This is a genomic window from Streptomyces sp. HM190, from assembly GCF_009857135.1.
GTDB lineage: Bacteria > Actinomycetota > Actinomycetes > Streptomycetales > Streptomycetaceae > Streptomyces > Streptomyces heilongjiangensis.
In genome coordinates this window covers 4269560-4285887 of the sequence record NZ_CP047318.1, presented here as the reverse complement: position 1 = coordinate 4285887, position 16328 = coordinate 4269560, and the positions used below count along the sequence as shown (strand labels likewise).

13 protein-coding genes and 1 tRNA gene are annotated in these 16328 nt (G+C 70.7%); 6 read left to right on the top strand and 8 right to left on the bottom strand.

The window, feature by feature from the left end:
- Positions 1–5: 5 nt before the first annotated feature.
- Genes GSY65_RS18220 through GSY65_RS18210 form a run of 3 tightly spaced genes read right to left on the bottom strand, consistent with a single transcriptional unit; the run spans position 6 to position 3561 of the window.
- On the bottom strand, positions 6–935 hold the full coding sequence (locus GSY65_RS18220) for a metal-dependent hydrolase (RefSeq protein ID WP_159769869.1): 930 nt from the start codon (positions 933–935) through the stop codon (positions 6–8).
- Positions 932–2719, bottom strand: coding sequence for an SDR family oxidoreductase (locus tag GSY65_RS18215; protein WP_159769866.1), 1788 nt, complete (start codon positions 2717–2719; stop codon positions 932–934). Before GSY65_RS18215 ends, GSY65_RS18220 begins: the two co-directional genes overlap by 4 nt.
- Entirely contained in the window at positions 2716–3561 is an 846-nt protein-coding gene (locus GSY65_RS18210) for a M24 family metallopeptidase (RefSeq protein WP_159769863.1), read from the bottom strand. The genes GSY65_RS18215 and GSY65_RS18210 overlap by 4 nt, the downstream gene beginning before the upstream one ends.
- 327 nt (positions 3562–3888) lie before the next feature.
- Between GSY65_RS18210 and GSY65_RS18205 the strand changes: the two genes are divergently transcribed.
- From GSY65_RS18205 to GSY65_RS18180, 6 genes are all read left to right on the top strand, one after another.
- The gene (locus GSY65_RS18205; protein ID WP_159776126.1) at positions 3889–4878 is read left to right on the top strand and encodes an ABC transporter ATP-binding protein; all 990 of its coding nucleotides are present in this window, start codon (positions 3889–3891) and stop codon (positions 4876–4878) included.
- Entirely contained in the window at positions 4868–5806 is a 939-nt protein-coding gene (locus GSY65_RS18200; RefSeq protein WP_201452583.1) for an ABC transporter permease subunit, read from the top strand. Before GSY65_RS18205 ends, GSY65_RS18200 begins: the two co-directional genes overlap by 11 nt.
- Positions 5803–6714 carry an ABC transporter ATP-binding protein gene (locus tag GSY65_RS18195; protein ID WP_159769860.1) on the top strand — a complete coding sequence of 304 codons (912 nt, stop codon included), beginning with the start codon at positions 5803–5805 and terminating at the stop codon, positions 6712–6714. Before GSY65_RS18200 ends, GSY65_RS18195 begins: the two co-directional genes overlap by 4 nt.
- 10 nt (positions 6715–6724) lie before the next feature.
- A complete protein-coding gene (locus tag GSY65_RS18190) occupies positions 6725–7444 on the top strand; it encodes an ABC transporter permease (RefSeq protein WP_159769857.1) in 720 nt (239 codons plus the stop codon).
- A gap of 209 nt (positions 7445–7653) precedes the next feature.
- Entirely contained in the window at positions 7654–7914 is a 261-nt protein-coding gene (locus GSY65_RS18185; protein WP_159776122.1) for an SGM_3592 family protein, read from the top strand.
- 280 nt (positions 7915–8194) lie between these two features.
- Positions 8195–8278 (top strand) — tRNA-Ser (locus tag GSY65_RS18180).
- A 472-nt stretch (positions 8279–8750) separates the two neighbouring features.
- Here GSY65_RS18180 and GSY65_RS18175 read toward each other — a convergent pair.
- From GSY65_RS18175 to GSY65_RS18155, 5 genes are all read right to left on the bottom strand, one after another.
- Positions 8751–9602: an HAD family hydrolase gene (locus GSY65_RS18175; RefSeq protein ID WP_159769854.1), complete on the bottom strand. Its 852-nt coding sequence runs from the start codon at positions 9600–9602 to the stop codon at positions 8751–8753.
- The gene (gene serS, locus GSY65_RS18170; protein ID WP_159769851.1) at positions 9599–10876 is read right to left on the bottom strand and encodes a serine--tRNA ligase; all 1278 of its coding nucleotides are present in this window, start codon (positions 10874–10876) and stop codon (positions 9599–9601) included. The genes GSY65_RS18175 and serS overlap by 4 nt, the downstream gene beginning before the upstream one ends.
- A gap of 553 nt (positions 10877–11429) precedes the next feature.
- Positions 11430–12365, bottom strand: coding sequence for a prephenate dehydratase (pheA, locus tag GSY65_RS18165; RefSeq protein ID WP_159769848.1), 936 nt, complete (start codon positions 12363–12365; stop codon positions 11430–11432).
- Positions 12366–12667: 302 nt separating this feature from the next.
- Complete coding sequence (efeB, locus tag GSY65_RS18160) at positions 12668–14056, bottom strand: iron uptake transporter deferrochelatase/peroxidase subunit (RefSeq protein ID WP_159769845.1); 1389 nt, start codon at positions 14054–14056, stop codon at positions 12668–12670.
- Positions 14057–14064: 8 nt separating this feature from the next.
- Complete coding sequence (locus tag GSY65_RS18155; protein WP_236579867.1) at positions 14065–16161, bottom strand: copper resistance CopC/CopD family protein; 2097 nt, start codon at positions 16159–16161, stop codon at positions 14065–14067.
- Positions 16162–16328: the final 167 nt, after the last annotated feature.

Sequence of the window (16328 nt, the reverse complement as noted above, 5' to 3'; positions counted from 1 at the left end):
GCCGTCTACGTCCCCGCCCGTACGATCGCGGCTGCCGCCGTACGCGCCGCGGGCGACTGCGCAAGATACTCGACAGCCCTGCGCAGCGAACCCTCCTGAGAGGGATGGTAGGAGCGCCGCAGATAGCGGGGCACGGCCGCGCCGAGCTCCTTCCAGGTGGGCAGCAGCCCTTTACGGACAGCTCTGTTGTGCGCGGCGAGGGAGTAGCGCAGGCGTCCGGCGAGCTGCGGGTCGTGCCGTATCAGATACGCGGTGCCCCACACCCACATGTAGAGCATCATCGGCGCCGTGACCGCCATCCCGGCGACACGGCGGGCGTAGCGGGGCCGGCCCCGGCCGCCGCAGTGCTGGTACATGTCGAAGGCAACCGCACGGTGTTCGACCTCTTCCGCGCCGTGCCAGCGCAGCAGGTCGAGCATGACCTCGTCGGCTCCGGCCCGGTCGAGCCCCTCCGCAGCCAGGACCCAGTCGCCCAGCACCGCCGTGAACTGCTCGATCGCCGCGATCAACGACAGTCGGAAGCGCAGCCACTCCCGGGCCGGGATCGGCGCTCCCAGGGGAGGCCTCTCGCCGAGAAGCTTCTCGAAGAGGAAGTCGACGTATCTGGTGAAGTCCGCGGTGTCGAGCCGCTGTTCCGCGAGATGGTTCAGCACATGCGCGTGCTGCACGCTGTGTGTGGCTTCCTGCCCCATGAACCCCTTCACGTCCTTGCGGAGTTCGCGGTCCGTGACCAGCGGCAGGGCCTCCTTGAAGACCTTCACGAACCACCGTTCCCCCGCCGGCAGCAGCAGATGCAGCACGTTGATCACGTGGGTGGCGGTCGGCTCGTCGGGGATCCAGTGCAGCGGAGTCCTCTCCCAGTCGAAGGACACCCTTCGTGGCGCGATCGCGTGCCGCTCCGCCCCGTCCTCGGGTTGCTCTGCGTACGGGCTCACAGCCGCGGCTCCAGTCGGGCGAGCGCGCGCAGCGCCTTCGGAGTGAAGCGTGACAAGAGGCGTCCCCCGCGGGCCTCCGGGGTGACGGGCACCACGGCCTGGTTGCGCACCACCGCCCGCAGAACGGCGTCCGCGACCTTCTCCGGAGGGTAGTTCCGCAGACCGTACAGCCGGGCGGCGTTCCGCTGCCGGCGCTTCTCCTCCTCGGCGTCGACGCCGACGAAGCGAGCGGTCGAGGTGATGGTCGTGTTGATGATGCCGGGACAGATCGCCGAGACCCCGATGCCCTGGCCGGAAAGCTCCGCGCGGAGGCATTCGCTGAGCATGAGGACGGCCGCCTTGGAGGTGCTGTAGGCGGGCAGGGTCCGTGAGGGCAGATAGGCCGCGGCCGAGGCGGTGTTGACGATGTGGCCGCCCTGCCCGCGCTCGGCCATCTGTCTGCCGAAGAGGCGGCAGCCGTGGATCACGCCCCACAGGTTGACGTCGAGGACCTTCCGCCAGTCCTCGGGCGTGGTGTCGAGGAAGGAACCCGAGAGCCCGATCCCCGCGTTGTTCACGAGGACGTCCACCACGCCGTACTCGGTGGCGACCTTCTCGGCGAGTTTCTCCATGGCCTGCTCGTCGGAGACGTCGACTGTCTCGGCCCATGCCTCGGGCGCGCCGATCAGCCGGGACAGTTCCGCGGTGCGGGCCGCGCCCTCCGTGTCCCGGTCGACGGCGATGACGCGCGCACCGGCTTCGGCGAACGCGAAGGCGGTGGCCCGGCCGATCCCGCCCGCCGCGCCAGTGACCAGCACCAACTGCCCCCCGAACCGGTCGGCGTACTTGCCGGTGGCGGTCGGCGCCGGGCGTCCGCCCTCGGTGGCCGTGACGAACTCGGTGATCCAGGAGGCCAGTTGGTGAGGGCGTGTGCGCGGGATCCAGTGCTTGGCGGGCAGAGTGCGGCGGACCAGTCGTGGAGCCCACTGCTCCAGTTCGTCGTAGAGCCGCTCGGACAGGAACGCGTCTTCGAGGGGGGTGATGAGCTGCACGGGCGCGTGCGCGTACGCGTCGTCCCGCGGCGCGGCGAGACGGGGGCGTACGTTGTCCCGGTACAGCCATACGCCGTGCGCGGCGTCCTCGGGCAGCGACCTGGACGGATAGCCTCCGCCCGGCGACAGTTTCTCGGCCCGCTGGATCATGCGGGGCCACCGCTTGCCGAGCGGGCCGCGCCAGGCGAACTCGGGCAGTCCGGGGGTGTGGAGGGCGTAGATGTACCAGGACCTGACGCCCTGGTCGAGAAGCTGGCCGAGCCGGCGCGGAGTGGGGAACTTCGTGCGCCGCTTGATCCAGTGGCCGAGGTGGTCGAGCGACGGTCCGGACATCGACGTGAAGGACGCGATACGGCCCTCGGTGCGCTTGACCGTCACGAACTCCCAGCCCTGCACCGAGCCCCAGTCGTGTCCCACGAGATGAACGGGCCGCTCGGGGCTGACGGCGTTCACGACCGCCAGGAAGTCGTCCGTCAGTTTCTCCAGGGTGAACCCGCCGCGCAACGGTCGCGGCGCCGTCGACCCGCCGTGGCCGCGCACGTCGTACAACACCACATGGAAACGCTCGGCGAGGCGCGCCGCGACCTCGGACCAGACCTCCTTGGAGTCTGGATAGCCGTGCACGAGCAGCACCGTCGGCTGCTCGGGGTCACCCAGTTCGGCAACGCACAGCTCGACCCCGTCGGCGCGCACCCTGCGCTCTCGCGCACCCGTCTGCCCCACCGGAGCCTCCACCTCTTCCCCCTCGCTCATCGGCACTTCTCCTCCGCCCACCGCCGTACGTGCGGCAGGTCGTCGTCCAGCCAGAACGCGCTCTCCTCCGGGTCCCGGGAGTCGGTGACGACCAGGATCTCCTCGAACTTGGCGCCCGTCCCGCGGAAGCCGAGGTGCGGCTCGACGGCCCACAGACCGGGCTGCGGCGGATGGTCCGAGAACCGGTACGGGGACCACAAGGGCGACCAGCCGTCACGGTGCCCGTGCAACGCGTCTGCCGCCAGGCCCTTCAGCGCCTGTGTGCCGAACCCGAGGACATGGGGTGACCAGCGACGTTCCTTGACCCGGTCGACCTTGTGCGCGATGACGCCGAAGGGGTACGCGCGATGGCGGTTGGCGTACCCCTGGCGGACCATGAGCCGGTCCACGTTCTCGTAGATCTCCCGCAGCGAACGCCGCTCGCGCACCTCGCGCAGGATCAGCTCCCGGTGCGCTTCGAGGTCCGCCATCAGCCTGTCGTGCAGGGGACTGGGACCGAGGCAGCCCGAGTAGCCGATGTCCGCGGTGCGGCCCTTGTAGACGGGGGCCATGTCGAGGATGAACGGCATGCCCGGCTCGAGGCGGCGGTCGGTGGGGAAGAACTGCAGAGGTATGCGGAAGTTCACGAACGCCGTGCGGTCACCGAACCAGGCGAAGGGCAGGTGGAACCAGTCCCGCACCCCGCGCTCCCGCAGCCAGCGGCGCTGCATCCGCGCCGCCTCGCGCTCGGTCACGCCCGGTCTGAGCTGTGCCGAGACCGCTTCCGCGCACTCGTATGCGAGGGCCTGCACCTCACGGAACCCTCGTAGGTCCGCCGTGCGTTCCCCTGTCACCGAGGTCATGTCACCGCCCCACCTGTCTCCGTTGACTACGGTCCGTGTCCGCAATGTGACATTGATGAATGTGACAGTGACAGGAGGCTGCGTCAAGAGCGGTGGCCCAGGCTGTGGAGAACCGCGGGCACCAGATGGAGGCGCCGGTCGTTCTCCCATCGCGGCGACCACTCCCGCCGCGCCCCGGTCTGCCGATTGTTCGACCTCAGGGTGACCCCTAGGGGGACTGGCGGCTGACGCCCCCTACGGGCCCGTACGACTCGAGGGTGACGTCGAGACAGCTCTGCGGGGTGACGACCACCAAGGCCTCCCGGCCCTAGTGTCGAGAACGTGACTGTGATCGCGACCGAAAGCCTGAGCAAGCGGTTCCCGAGGGTGACCGCCCTTGACCGGCTCTCCGTGGACATCGGACCCGGTGTGACGGGACTCGTCGGCGCCAATGGCGCCGGCAAGTCCACGCTGATCAAGATCCTCCTGGGTCTGTCCCCCGCCACGGAAGGCCGTGCCGAGGTGCTCGGACTGAACGTCGCCAGCGAGGGCGGCGCCATCCGCGAGCGCGTCGGTTACATGCCGGAGCACGACTGCCTTCCGCCCGACGTGTCGGCCACCGAGTTCGTCGTGCACATGGCCCGGATGTCAGGGCTCCCGCCGACCGCCGCGCGCGAGCGGACCGCCGACACCCTGCGCCACGTCGGCCTCTACGAGGAGCGGTACCGCCCGATGGGCGGCTACTCCACCGGCATGAAGCAGCGTGTGAAGCTGGCCCAGGCCCTGGTGCACGACCCGCAGCTGGTCTTTCTGGACGAGCCGACGAACGGCCTCGACCCGGTCGGCCGGGACGAGATGCTCGGCCTGATCCGCCGCATCCACACCGACTTCGGTATCTCGGTCCTGGTCACGTCGCACCTGCTGGGCGAGCTGGAGCGCACCTGCGACCACGTCGTGGTGATCGACGGTGGCAAGCTTCTGCGGTCCAGTTCCACGCGGGACTTCACGCAGAGCACGGCCACCCTCGCGATCGAGGTCACGGACACCGACGAGCACCCCGACGGCACCCGCGCGCTGCGCGAGGCACTCCACGCGCGTGGTGTGACCGTCTCCGACGGCAGCGGCCTCCCCGGCGCCGGCCACATCCTGCTGCTCACCGCGCAGGGCGAGGAGACCTACGACCTGATCCGTGACGTGGTCGCCGACCTGGGTCTCGGTCTGGTCCGCATGGAGCAGCGCAGGCACCACATCGCCGAGGTGTTCCAGGACGGCGACGAGCAGGCGATTTCCCAGCGGACGCAGGATGCCTGGAAGGAGACGGTCGGCCATGGCGGTTGAGCAGACCCGGGCCCAGGCCCCGGCCCACGCCGGTGCACAGCCCACACGCACCGGCGAACAGAGCCGGATCCACAACATCGGCTACCGCAGCTACGACGGCCCCCGTCTGGGCCGCGCCTACGCCCGCCGCTCGCTGTACTCGCAGTCTCTGCGCGGCGCGTACGGGCTCGGCCGTTCGGCCAAGTCCAAGGTGCTGCCGATGATGCTCTTCGCGGTGATGTGCGTGCCGGCGGCCATCATGGTGGCGGTCGCGGTCGCCACCAAGGCAAACGACCTGCCCATCAAGTACACCGACTACGCGATCATCATGCAGGCCGTCATCGGCCTGTACGGCGCCTCCCAGGCGCCCCAGGCCGTCTCCCTCGATCTGCGCTTCAAAACAGTGCCGTTGTACTTCTCGCGCCCGATCGAGACCTCGGACTACGTGCGCTCCAAGTACGCCGCGCTGGCCTCGGCGCTCTTCATCATCACCGCCGTCCCTCTCGTCGTGCTCTACGTGGGCGCCCTTCTGGCCAAGCTGGACTTCACCGACCAGACCAAGGGCTTCGCACAAGGACTGGTGTCCGTGGCACTCCTGTCACTCCTCTTCGCCGGCATCGGCCTGGTCATCTCGGCGGTCACGCCCCGCCGAGGGTTCGGCATCGCCGCCGTCATCGCGGTCTTCACCATCTCCTACGGGGCCGTGTCCGTCGTACAGGCCATCGCCGACGTGCAGTCCAGCAGTGACGTGATCCCCTGGCTCGGACTCTTCTCGCCGATCACGCTGATAGACGGTGTGCAGACCGCCTTCCTGGGCGCCACCTCCGCCTTCCCCGGTGGGCATGGGCCGTCCGGCGGACAGGGAGTCGTCTACCTCCTCGTCGTCCTGGGTCTCATCGCGGGCTCCTACGGCCTGCTGATGCGCCGCTACCGAAAGGCCGGGCTGTGACCACGCTCAACATCGACCACGTCTCACGCTGGTTCGGCAACGTGGTGGCGGTCAACGACATCACGATGACCATCGGCCCCGGCGTCACCGGCCTCCTCGGCCCGAACGGCGCCGGGAAGTCCACCCTCATCAACATGATGGGCGGCTTCCTCGCCCCCTCCACGGGCGCGGTCACCCTCGACGGCCGGCCGGTGTGGCGCAACGAGCAGATCTACAAGGACATCGGCATCGTCCCGGAACGGGAGGCGATGTACGACTTCCTCACGGGCCGCGAATTCGTCCTCGCCAACGCCGAGTTGCAGGGTCTGGGCGCGACTGCGGCCCAACGGGCGCTCGCCACGGTGGAGATGGAGTACGCGCAGGACCGCAAGATCTCGACGTACTCCAAGGGCATGCGGCAGCGCGTGAAGATGGCGTCCGCGCTGGTCCACGACCCGTCCCTGCTGCTGCTCGACGAGCCGTTCAACGGGATGGACCCGCGCCAGCGCATGCAGCTCATGGACCTGCTGCGGCGCATGGGCGACGAGGGCCGATCGGTGCTGTTCTCCTCGCACATCCTCGAAGAGGTGGAGCAGTTGGCCTCCCACATCGAGGTGATAGTCGCCGGGCGGCACGCGGCGAGCGGCGACTTCCGGCGCATCCGGCGCCTGATGACCGACCGGCCGCACGTCTATCTGGTGCGTTCCAGCGACGACCGGGCACTGGCAGCCGCACTGATCGCCGACCCGTCCACCGCCGGCATCGAAGTGGACGTGACCGAGGGCGCGCTGCGCATCCAGGCCGTCGACTTCGGACGGTTCACCGCTCTGTTGCCGAAGGTCGCCCGGGACCAGGGCATCCGTCTGCTCACGGTCTCGCCGTCGGACGAGTCCCTGGAGTCCGTGTTCTCGTATCTGGTCGCGGCGTAGGAGGCCGAAGATGTACGACCCCACAGTCGCCCGGCTCACCTACCGGGCTCTGCTCGGCCGCCGTCGGGCCCTCATTCTCGGCGCGCTGCCGGTGCTGCTGCTCGTGATCTCCGCGGCCGTACGCGGTCTCAGCGGAGCCGACGACCAGGTGGCGGCCGACCTGCTCGGCGGGTTCGCGCTCGCCACCATGGTGCCGATCATCGGCGTCATCGCGGGGACGGGTGCGATCGGGCCCGAGATCGATGACGGCTCGGTGGTGTATCTGCTGGCGAAGCCGGTGAAGCGGTCGACGATCATCTCCACGAAGCTGATCGTGGCGATCGCCGTGACCATGGCCTTCTCGGCGATACCGACGTTCGTCGCGGGCCTCATCCTGAACGGCAACGGGCAGCAGATCGCGGTCGCCTACACGGTGGCGGCGCTGGTCGCCTCCATCGCGTACGCGGCGATGTTCCTGCTGCTGGGCACGGTCACCCGGCACGCGGTCGTCTTCGGGCTGGTCTACGCGCTCGTCTGGGAGGCCCTGTTCGGGTCGCTGGTGCAGGGGGCGCGCACGCTCAGCGTCCAGCAGTGGTCCCTCGCGGTGGCCCAGAAGGTCACCGACGGAGACCTCGTGACCTCCGAGGTCGGACTGCCCACGGCGGTGATCCTGCTGACGGTCGTGACGGCCGGGGCCACGTGGTACGCGGGGCAGAAGCTGCGGACGCTGAAGCTGGCCGGCGAGGAGTGAGCAACCTCCGGGGAGGCGGCCGCGGCGCCCTTGCGGGCACGTGGCCGCTCCGGAGGGCCCCCGCGGGCTTGACGGTGGCTTCACACACGTCCGGGCACACTGGGCAGGGGGAGCGAAGCGGTAGGAGACGGCCAGGAAGGGCGGCCAGGAGGCAGGAGGACACGGGGATGACAGCTGAGGTCACACCCGACGGGGGCGAGCAGCCGGACATGGCGTCCGGAGGCCGTTCCCGGGCGGCGCCAGGGGGCGGAGGCAAGAGTCGCGACGAGTCCGGGGGCGTCTGGGACGACGTCGAACTGGACGAGGACTTCATCCGGTCCGCGGAGACCGCCGAGCCATCGGCGAGGGCTCGGATGCTCGCGGCGCGTTGGCGGGAGCAGGCGCCCGACCCCCAGCCGTGGCGTTCGGACGAACCGCCCGCGGGTTGGTTCTTCAGCAAGGCGCGCCGACGCAAGCGGCGTCGCCGCTGACCGTTCTACGGGGCGGGACGGACGCCGCCGATATTCGGTGGCGGACAAGTCGGCTGCCAGGCAGAGTGGTTGGAGTCCAGGCTGCCGGATCGAGGCGGCACCACGTTCTGGGAGAGGAGCCCGGCGATGCTGTTCATCAGACGCAGTCCGTCGAGTTCCCGACAGGGCAGTCCGCGGCGGAATCCGGAGTAGTTACCCCTCCGTCGAGTTCGCGCCGCAAGGGAACTGCCCGGGGCGGCCGCTTCGAGCACGCGAATCGCTTCGCGTGGGCCGCCCACCCGGAGGATTGGCCGAGTGGTAAGGCACCGGCTTGCTAAGCCGTGGTCGGGTTCTGCCCGCGCACGTTCGAATCGTGCATCCTCCGCCGGATCGCTGTCGCTGTGACTCGGCCGAGTGCCGGGGTTCGGGGGCGCGTGTGAGGGCTCTCGGTGTTGATGCCGAGGTACCGAACCCGGGTCGGCCGTCGTTCCCCGCGGACAGGCCCTCGAACCGTAGTAGCAGCACCAACAGGCCCTGTACACAATGACCCCGGCCATCGTCCCCCAAGCCGCAGCCAAGGTCACCGCGACAGCCACAGCCTGACTGACCCCGGACCACAGGCCGCGCCCGCCGAGACCGGCCAACACCCCCTCACCCGCGGTCCTCAGGCCCGCCGCAAGCCCAAGACCCCAAGACCCCCGGACCCCAGCCCACTGGCCCCGGGCCTACCGCCCTCGAAGCCCACCGGCCCTGCGCCACAGATCCCGAAGCCCATCGGCCCTGCCCTCCGGCCTCGAAACCCCCGGCCCTGAAGCCGGGGTGACCTGACGGTGGTGGACGGCGCGACGTGAAGGGTCTCAGTCGGGCAGGAGGCGTTCCAGGATCTCGGCGATGCCGTCGGCGTCGTTGGAGGAGGTCACTTCGTTGGCGACGGCTTTGAGGGTGGGATGGGCGTTGGCCATGGCGACGCCGTGGGCGGCCCAGTTGAGGAGCGGGATGTCGTTGGGCATGTCGCCGAAGGCGATCGTGTCGGCGGCCTTGGCACCGAGGCGGCGCGCGGCGAGGGAGAGCCCGGTGGCCTTGGTGAGGCCGAGGGGGAGGAGTTCGACGATGCCCTCGCCGGCCATGGCCACCGTGACGAAGCCGCCGGCTGCCCGCTGGGCGGCTTCGGTGAGTTCGTCGGTGCTCAGGGTGGGGTGCTGGATGTAGATCTTGTTGAGCGGCGCCGACCAGAGGTCGGACACCTCCGTGAACGGGACCGTGGGCAGGGTGCCCCGGAAGACGTAACCCGGGCCGGACAGCAGCTCGCCGTCCAGGCCCGCGCGGCTGGCGGCCAGGTGGAGCGGGCCGACTTCCGCCTCGATCTTGGCGAGGGCCACCGCGGCGAGCCTCCGGTCCAGGGTGACCGCCGTGAGGAGGCGGTGCTCCCCGGCGTGGTACACCTGGGCGCCCTGGCCGCAGACGGCCAGGCCGCGGTAGCCGAGGTCGTCGAGGATGTGGCGGGTCGAGGGGACGGCCCGGCCGGTGACGACGATGTGGGCGGCGCCCGCCGCGGTGGCCGCGGCGAGCGCCTCACGGGTGCGCTCCGAGACCGAGTCGTCGGAGCGCAGGAGCGTTCCGTCGAGGTCGGTCGCGATCAGCTTGTACGGGAAGCCCGAGGGGGCCGAGAGGACCCCTCGGGCTTCCCCGGTGGCAGCCGCGTCGCTCACTTGGTGACCGGCTCCAGGACCTCGCGGCCGCCCAGGTACGGGCGCAGGACCTCGGGGACCCGGACGGAGCCGTCGGCCTGCTGGTGGTTCTCCAGGATCGCGACGATCGTGCGCGGGACGGCGCAGAGCGTGCCGTTGAGTGTGGCCAGCGGGCGGACCTGCTTGCCGTCGCGGACGCGGATCGACAGCCGGCGGGACTGGAACTCGGTGCAGTCCGAGGTCGAGGTCAGCTCGCGGTACTTCCCCTGGGTGGGGATCCACGCCTCGCAGTCGAACTTGCGCGAGGCCGAGGAACCGAGGTCGGCGGAGGCGACGTCGATGACGCGGAACGGGAGTTCCAGCGACGTCAGCCACTGCTTCTCCCAGTCCAGCAGGCGCTGGTGCTCGGCCTGGGAGTCCTCCGGGGTGACGTACGAGAACATCTCCACCTTGTCGAACTGGTGGACGCGGAAGATGCCGCGGGTGTCCTTGCCGTGTGAACCGGCCTCGCGGCGGAAGCACGGCGAGAAGCCGGCGTAGCGCAGCGGGAGGCGGTCGGCGTCGATGATCTCGTCCATGTGGTACGCGGCGAGTGCCACCTCGGAGGTGCCGACCAGGTAGAGGTCGTCCTTGTCCAGGTGGTAGACGTCCTGGGCGGCCTGGCCGAGGAAGCCGGTGCCGGCCATCGACTGCGGGCGGACCAGCGCCGGGGTCAGCATCGGGGTGAAGCCGGCCGCGGTGGCCTGGGACATCGCGGCGTTGACGAGGGCGAGCTCCAGGAGGGCGCCGACGCCCGTCAGGAAGTAGAAGCGCGAGCCCGAGACCTTGGCGCCGCGCTCGGTGTCGATGGCGCCGAGCAGCGTGCCCAGCTCCAGGTGGTCCTTGGGCGCGAACCCCTCGGCCGTGAAGTCGCGGATCTCGCCGTGCGTCTCCAGCGTGACGAAGTCCTCCTCGCCGCCGACGGGGACGTCGGGGTGGACGAGGTTGCCGAGCTGGAGGAGGAGCTCCTGGGTCTCGGTGTCGGCCGCGTCGCGTTCGGCGTCGGCGGCCTTCACGTCGGCCTTGAGCTGCTCCGCGCGCTTCAGCAGCTCGGCCTTCTCCTCGGCGGTGGCCTTGGGGATCAGCTTGCCGAGCGACTTCTGTTCGGCGCGCAGCTCGTCGAAGCGGACGCCGGAGGACCTGCGCCGCTCGTCGGCAGACAGGAGAGCGTCGACGAGCGCGACGTCCTCTCCACGGGCGCGCTGGGAGGCGCGCACACGGTCGGGGTCCTCACGGAGCAGGCGAAGGTCAATCACCCCTCAAGGCTACCGGGGAGTGCTTCCGCCCCACGACCCGGAATTGCGGTACGCCGCCACCGTTGCGATTTGCGAGAAATGTTCCCGCGGCCATGGGGTTGAGGGGCGTCAATGAATGGGGGGCGACCCCCTGAAGGAAGGCGTGAAGACGGCCTTTGGTTGACTCGATTCCCTTGTGCTGCACGGGACTTGGTGCTCGCCCGTCCACAGGAATCCACAGTGCCGGAAAGTTATCCACAGGCTGTGTGAAAGATCTGTGGACGGTTGGAAAGATCGTTTCGAAGAGTGGGGGCCGACTTCAGGATTCCCGGCCCAAACCGCCCTCACGTCCACGTTCGAGTGGATTCATGCGGGAATGGGGCGCCCTAAAGGGTTGACTCGGGGAAACGCATGGACGAAGGGTGATCTACGGGGGTGTGGACAGAGCGGGGTTCGGTAAGGGGATTTGTCGACTGCACGGCTCTGCTGTGTCGACTTGTCCCCAGATCGAGAAGCCAGCCTGTGGATAACTTCTGTGGACAAAGAAAATAAGCAGGTAGGACCGCCGTGTGGCCTAGAACCGACCGTCCTGGCAGCGCGCCACCCAGTCCGCAGCGGCGACGAACTCGGCGTCCGAGGTCCCGGGCAGAGCGGGCCGCATCTTCGCCACGGCGGCGTCCGCACGCGGGTACGAACCGAGGAAGCGCACCTGGAGGCAGACCCGCTTGAGGCCCATCAGTGCCTCGGCGACCCGGCGGTCGGAGATGTGGCCCTCTGCGTCGATGGCGAAGCAGTAGTTGCCGATGCCCTCACCGGTCGGGCGGGACTGGAGCAGCATGAGGTTGACGCCGCGGACGGCGAACTCGCCGAGCAGATCGCGCAGACCACCGGGGTGGTCGTCGCGTTGCCAGATGACGACGGAGGTCTTGTCGGCGCCGGTCGGGGCGGCGGGCCGGGCTGGACGGCCGACCAGGACGAACCGGGTCTGGGCGTTCTCCGCGTCGTGGATCTCCGTCTCCAGGGCCTCCAGCCCGTACCGCGAGGCCGCGAACTCGCCGGCGAAGGCGGCGTCGTAACGGCCCTCCTGGACGAGCCGGGCGCCGTCGGCGTTCGAGGCGGCGGACTCCCAGACGACGTCCGGGGGGAGGTTGGCCTTCATCCAGTTGCGGACCTGCGGCTGGGCGGCCGGGTGCGCGGTGACGGTCTTGATCTCGGAGAGCTTCGTGCCCGGGCGGACCAGCAGCGCGAAGGTGATCGAGAGGAGCACCTCGCGGTAGATCATCAGCGGGGCGCCGGCGACCAGCTCGTCGAGGGTCGTGGTGATACCGCCCTCGACGGAGTTCTCGATCGGGACGAAGGCGGCCTCGGCCTCGCCGTTACGGACGGCGTCGAGGGCGGCGGGGACGGACACCATCGGGACGAGCTCGCGGGTCGCGGACTCCGGCAGCGTGCGCAGGGCGACCTCGGTGAAGGTGCCCTCGGGGCCGAGGTACACGTAGCTGGCTGGCATGACCTCACCCTAATGGGCCTACACGGGGACGGCGCACGACCACCGTCCCCACCACCCCTGCGGGCGACCCCGGCCCCGCAGCGTCCCCACCGCGGGCCCGGGACACCACGCGCCGGATCCGGACCTCAGCAGGGCCCCGGGAGCACCTCGACACCAACCTCAGCAGGGCCCCGGCCGGACGTCGACACCGACTGACCTCAGGAGGGCCCCTGTCGGACATCGACACCGACTGACCTCACCAGGCCCTCCGGCCGGACGTCGGCCACGGCCCCGGCGCACTCCGGCTCACTCCGCCGTACCCGCTACCCCTCCAGCAGCCGCTGGCCCACGTACTCGCCCTTCGCCGCGCCGCCCGGCACCGCGAAAAGGCCGCTGGACTCGTGGCGGATGAACCGGGAGAGGGCGTCACCGCGGTCGAGTTTGCGCTGGACGGTGACGAAGCCGCGGAGGGGGTCGGCCTGCCAGCAGACGAAGAGGAGGCCCGCGTCGGGGACGCCCTTCGCGTCGATGCCGTCGTGGAAGGAGAACGGCCGGCGCAGCATGGCCGCGCCACCGTTCTGGTCGGGACGGCTGATCCGGGCGTGTGCGTTGATCGGGACGAGCAGGTTGCCCTGGGAGTCGGTCTTCTCCAGGTCCATCTCGGTCGTCTCCGTCGCCTTCGCGCCCCCGCTCAAGGGAGCGCCGTCCGACTTCCGCCGCCCGATGACGTCCTCCTGCTCCTTCTGGGAGAGCTGCTCCCAGTCGTCGAGGAGCATGCGGATACGGCGTACGACGGCGTACGAACCGTTCGCCATCCATGCCGGGTCGCCGGACGCCCCCGACGCGGGGACGAAGATCCGCTCGTCGAAGTCGGGCTCGGCCGGCTTCGGATTGCGCGTGCCGTCGATCTGCCCCATCAGATTGCGGGCCGTCATGGGGTGCGCCGTGGCTCCAGGCGAACGGTTGAAGCCGTTCATCTGCCAGCGCACCCGGGCCGCGCCCCCCGCGTCCTTCTGGATCGCGCGCAGGGCGTGGAAGGCGACGAGGGCGTCGTCGGCGCCGATCTGCACCCACAGATCGCCGTTGCTGCGTGCCTTGTCCAACTGGTCGGAGGAGAAGTCCGGCAACGGGTCCAGTGAGTCGGGGCGCTGCTTCTCCAGCCCCGTACGGGCGAAGAAGCTGTGCCCGAAGCCGAAGGTGACCGTCAGCGACGAGGGGCCGGCGTCACGTGCCACCCCCGTGTCGTCCTGGGCCGCGGCCTCGCCCGCCATCAGCCGCCGGGCCGTCTCCGACCAGCGGCGCAGCAGCGCGGCCGCCTCCCTGCGGCCCGCCCCGGCGACCAGGTCGAACGCGACGAGGTGGCCGCGGGCCTGGAGCGGCGTCGTGATCCCCGGCTGATGTTTCCCGTGAAACATCACCTCACCCGCCCCGAGGGAGGAGAGCGGGGTGACCTCCTTCCCGGCGTCGGACGAGGAGGACGCGTCGGAGGAGGCGGAGGATCCGGCCGCGTATCCGGCCGCTCCCCCGGCCGCGCCCAGGGCGAGCCCCGTGGCACCGGCGGTGCCGAGCAGACGGCGTCGCGAGATCGCCTTCTGGGAAGGGGCGCCCTCGGAAGAGGTGTTCTTGGAGGGCCCGTCCACGGACGAGGCGCCCTTGGCGGGGACGCCTTCGGACGGGGCGCCGGACGGGACGGTGGTGGACTGGTCGGTCATGGTGCGGTTCAGCCGATCTTCGCGTTCTTGCTCACGGTCACCTGGTCGATGTCTGACGTGCGCACGGTGACCTCGATGTTCCAGTCGCCCGCCATGGGGATCTGCACGCCGTCGGCCGTCCAGTGCCCGCCGGCGATGTGGTCGGGCACCACGGGCAGGGGGCCGATGTCCTTGGCCTCCAGGGTGAAGGCGACCTTCACCTCGGGGATGTCGTAGGCCGTGCCGTCGGGGCGCTGGACGTAGACGTGCATCTCGTTGGCGCCGACGCGCGCCGGGTCGATCTCCAGCCGGACGACGCCCTTGCCGTTCTTGCCCCCGGTGTCGAACGACATGTCGAGCGCCAGCGCCCCCGACTGGGTGTCCGGTGCGACGGCCGCGTTGGCCGCCTTGGCCTCCTCCACGGTGCGGCCCGGCTCGGTGGAGGTCAGGGCGGTGGTGACGGCGAGGAGGACGACGGCGACGCCCGCCTCCGCGAGCACCGACCGGCGCAGGCCCCGCCGGCCCGGATCGGCGTCCCGCAGCCGCTTCTGGCGCGCGGTGGCCATCGCGGCCCGCTGCCGGGCCAGCTGCGCGGCGCGCTCGGGGTCGCCGCCGTCATGGCCGGTGCCGCCGGCGCCATCGCCGGCGCCACCAGCGGCATCCCCGGCGCCGCCGGTGTCTTCGCCCGCGTCACCCGCGCCCCCGGTGGCGGACACGGCGACCGCGGCCTTCTCCCGGTCCGCCTCCACCGGCGCCGGTGCCTCCGCCAGCTGGGCGGTCCAGCGGCGGGAGATCCACGCGATCCCGACCAGCACGGCGACCAGGCCGACCTTCACGAGCAGCAGCTGCCCGTAGGACGTGCCGGTCAGCGCCGACCAGGTGCCGACCTGCCGCCAGGAGGCGTAGACCCCGGTGGCCGCCAGCACCAGGACGCTGCCGAACGCGACCCGCGAGAACCGGCGTACGGCCGCGGTCTCGATCTGCGCGTCGGCGGGTGCCCGGAACAACGCCACGAGCAGCGTCGCCAGACCGCCCAGCCACGCGGCGACCGCCAGCAGGTGCAGGATGTCGAGGGGCATGGCGAGGCCGGCCTGGAGACCGGTCGAGGCGTGCTCGGCCATCGCCCAGCTCGCGGCGAGCCCGGCGGCGACCACGCCGCCACCGATGGCCAGTCCGAAGGTGAGGTCTCGCTGGTAGGAGCCGTCGTCGGCGTCGGAGGGTTCGCCGTCGTCCTCGGAACCCGCCCCCTCCGCGCGGCCGGCCTCCCGGGCGCCTTCTTCCTGCTCGACGCCCTCGCCCGCGCTCTCGCCACCGACGTCGTCCTCCTCGTCGTCGTTCTCGTCCTCGTCCTCGTCCCGCCGTGCGTACGCGCCGAGGAGGACCGCGATGAAGAGGGCCGCCGCGGCGAGCAGCAGCAGGCGGGAGACGAGTGCGGCACCCGTCTTCGTCTGGAGGACGTCGCTGAGCAGAACCAGGTCGAAGACGTCGCCGAGCTTGCCGGATCCGGTGTACGAGCCGCGCAGCAGCAGCATGGCCAGGGTGGCCACGGCGAGCGTGAGCCACCCGGAGACCACGAGCCGCTGCACGGGGCGTACCCCGGCACCGCGCTGCCAGCAGGCCAGGACGAACGCGGCGCCGCCGACCAGCAGGATGAAACCGGCGTACGACAGATAGCGGGCGAACCCGTAGAGCGTGCCGACCACCCCGCCGCCGGCCTCCTGGCCCGGCACGGGGACCGTCGTCTTCGAGGGGGCGCCCACGGAGAAGGTGAAGGCGCCGGAGACGGGGTGGCTGTCCGCCGAGACCACCTGGTAGGTGACGGTGAAGGTGCCATCGGGCTGTCCGGCCCGGAGTGTCACCCCGTAGCTGTTGCCGCCCAGGTCGGCGACATCGCCGGTGTCGACCTGCTTGCCCTTGGGGTCGTACACGCGCACCGAGCCGTCGGACGCCGCGACCTTCTCGGAGAAGGTGAGCGAGATCTGGGACGGCGCCTCCTGGACCACCGACCCCTGCTGCGGGTCGCTGCCGGTGAGCGCGGCGTGCGCGGAGACCGGTACGGCGCCGGCGAGCACCGCCGCGACCGTGGCGAGCAGCAGCAGAAGCGACGCCCGCAGCCGGTTCGACAACGGCGCACCGCCACCAGCCGCCCACCTCGCCACACCGGACCGTCGCGGGCCCTCGAACCGGCTCGCCGCATGGGGCCGTCGCGGGCCCTCGGACCGGCCCGCCGTGTGGGACCGCCGGGGGCCCTCCGAGCGCCTGGCCGTGCTGAACCGCCGTGCCTCGCCGGACG

What these genes read in the sequence shown, in the direction of transcription:
- GSY65_RS18215 (WP_159769866.1), bottom strand. Translation starts at nt 2,719, where the DNA reads ATGAGCGAGGGGGAAGAGGTGGAGGCTCCGGTGGGGCAGACGGGTGCG.
- GSY65_RS18210 (WP_159769863.1), bottom strand. Translation starts at nt 3,561, where the DNA reads ATGACCTCGGTGACAGGGGAACGCACGGCGGACCTACGAGGGTTCCGT.
- GSY65_RS18200 (WP_201452583.1), top strand. Translation starts at nt 4,868, where the DNA reads ATGGCGGTTGAGCAGACCCGGGCCCAGGCCCCGGCCCACGCCGGTGCA.
- GSY65_RS18190 (WP_159769857.1), top strand. Translation starts at nt 6,725, where the DNA reads ATGTACGACCCCACAGTCGCCCGGCTCACCTACCGGGCTCTGCTCGGC.
- GSY65_RS18185 (WP_159776122.1), top strand. Translation starts at nt 7,654, where the DNA reads ATGGCGTCCGGAGGCCGTTCCCGGGCGGCGCCAGGGGGCGGAGGCAAG.
- pheA (WP_159769848.1), bottom strand. Translation starts at nt 12,365, where the DNA reads ATGCCAGCCAGCTACGTGTACCTCGGCCCCGAGGGCACCTTCACCGAG.
- efeB (WP_159769845.1), bottom strand. Translation starts at nt 14,056, where the DNA reads ATGACCGACCAGTCCACCACCGTCCCGTCCGGCGCCCCGTCCGAAGGC.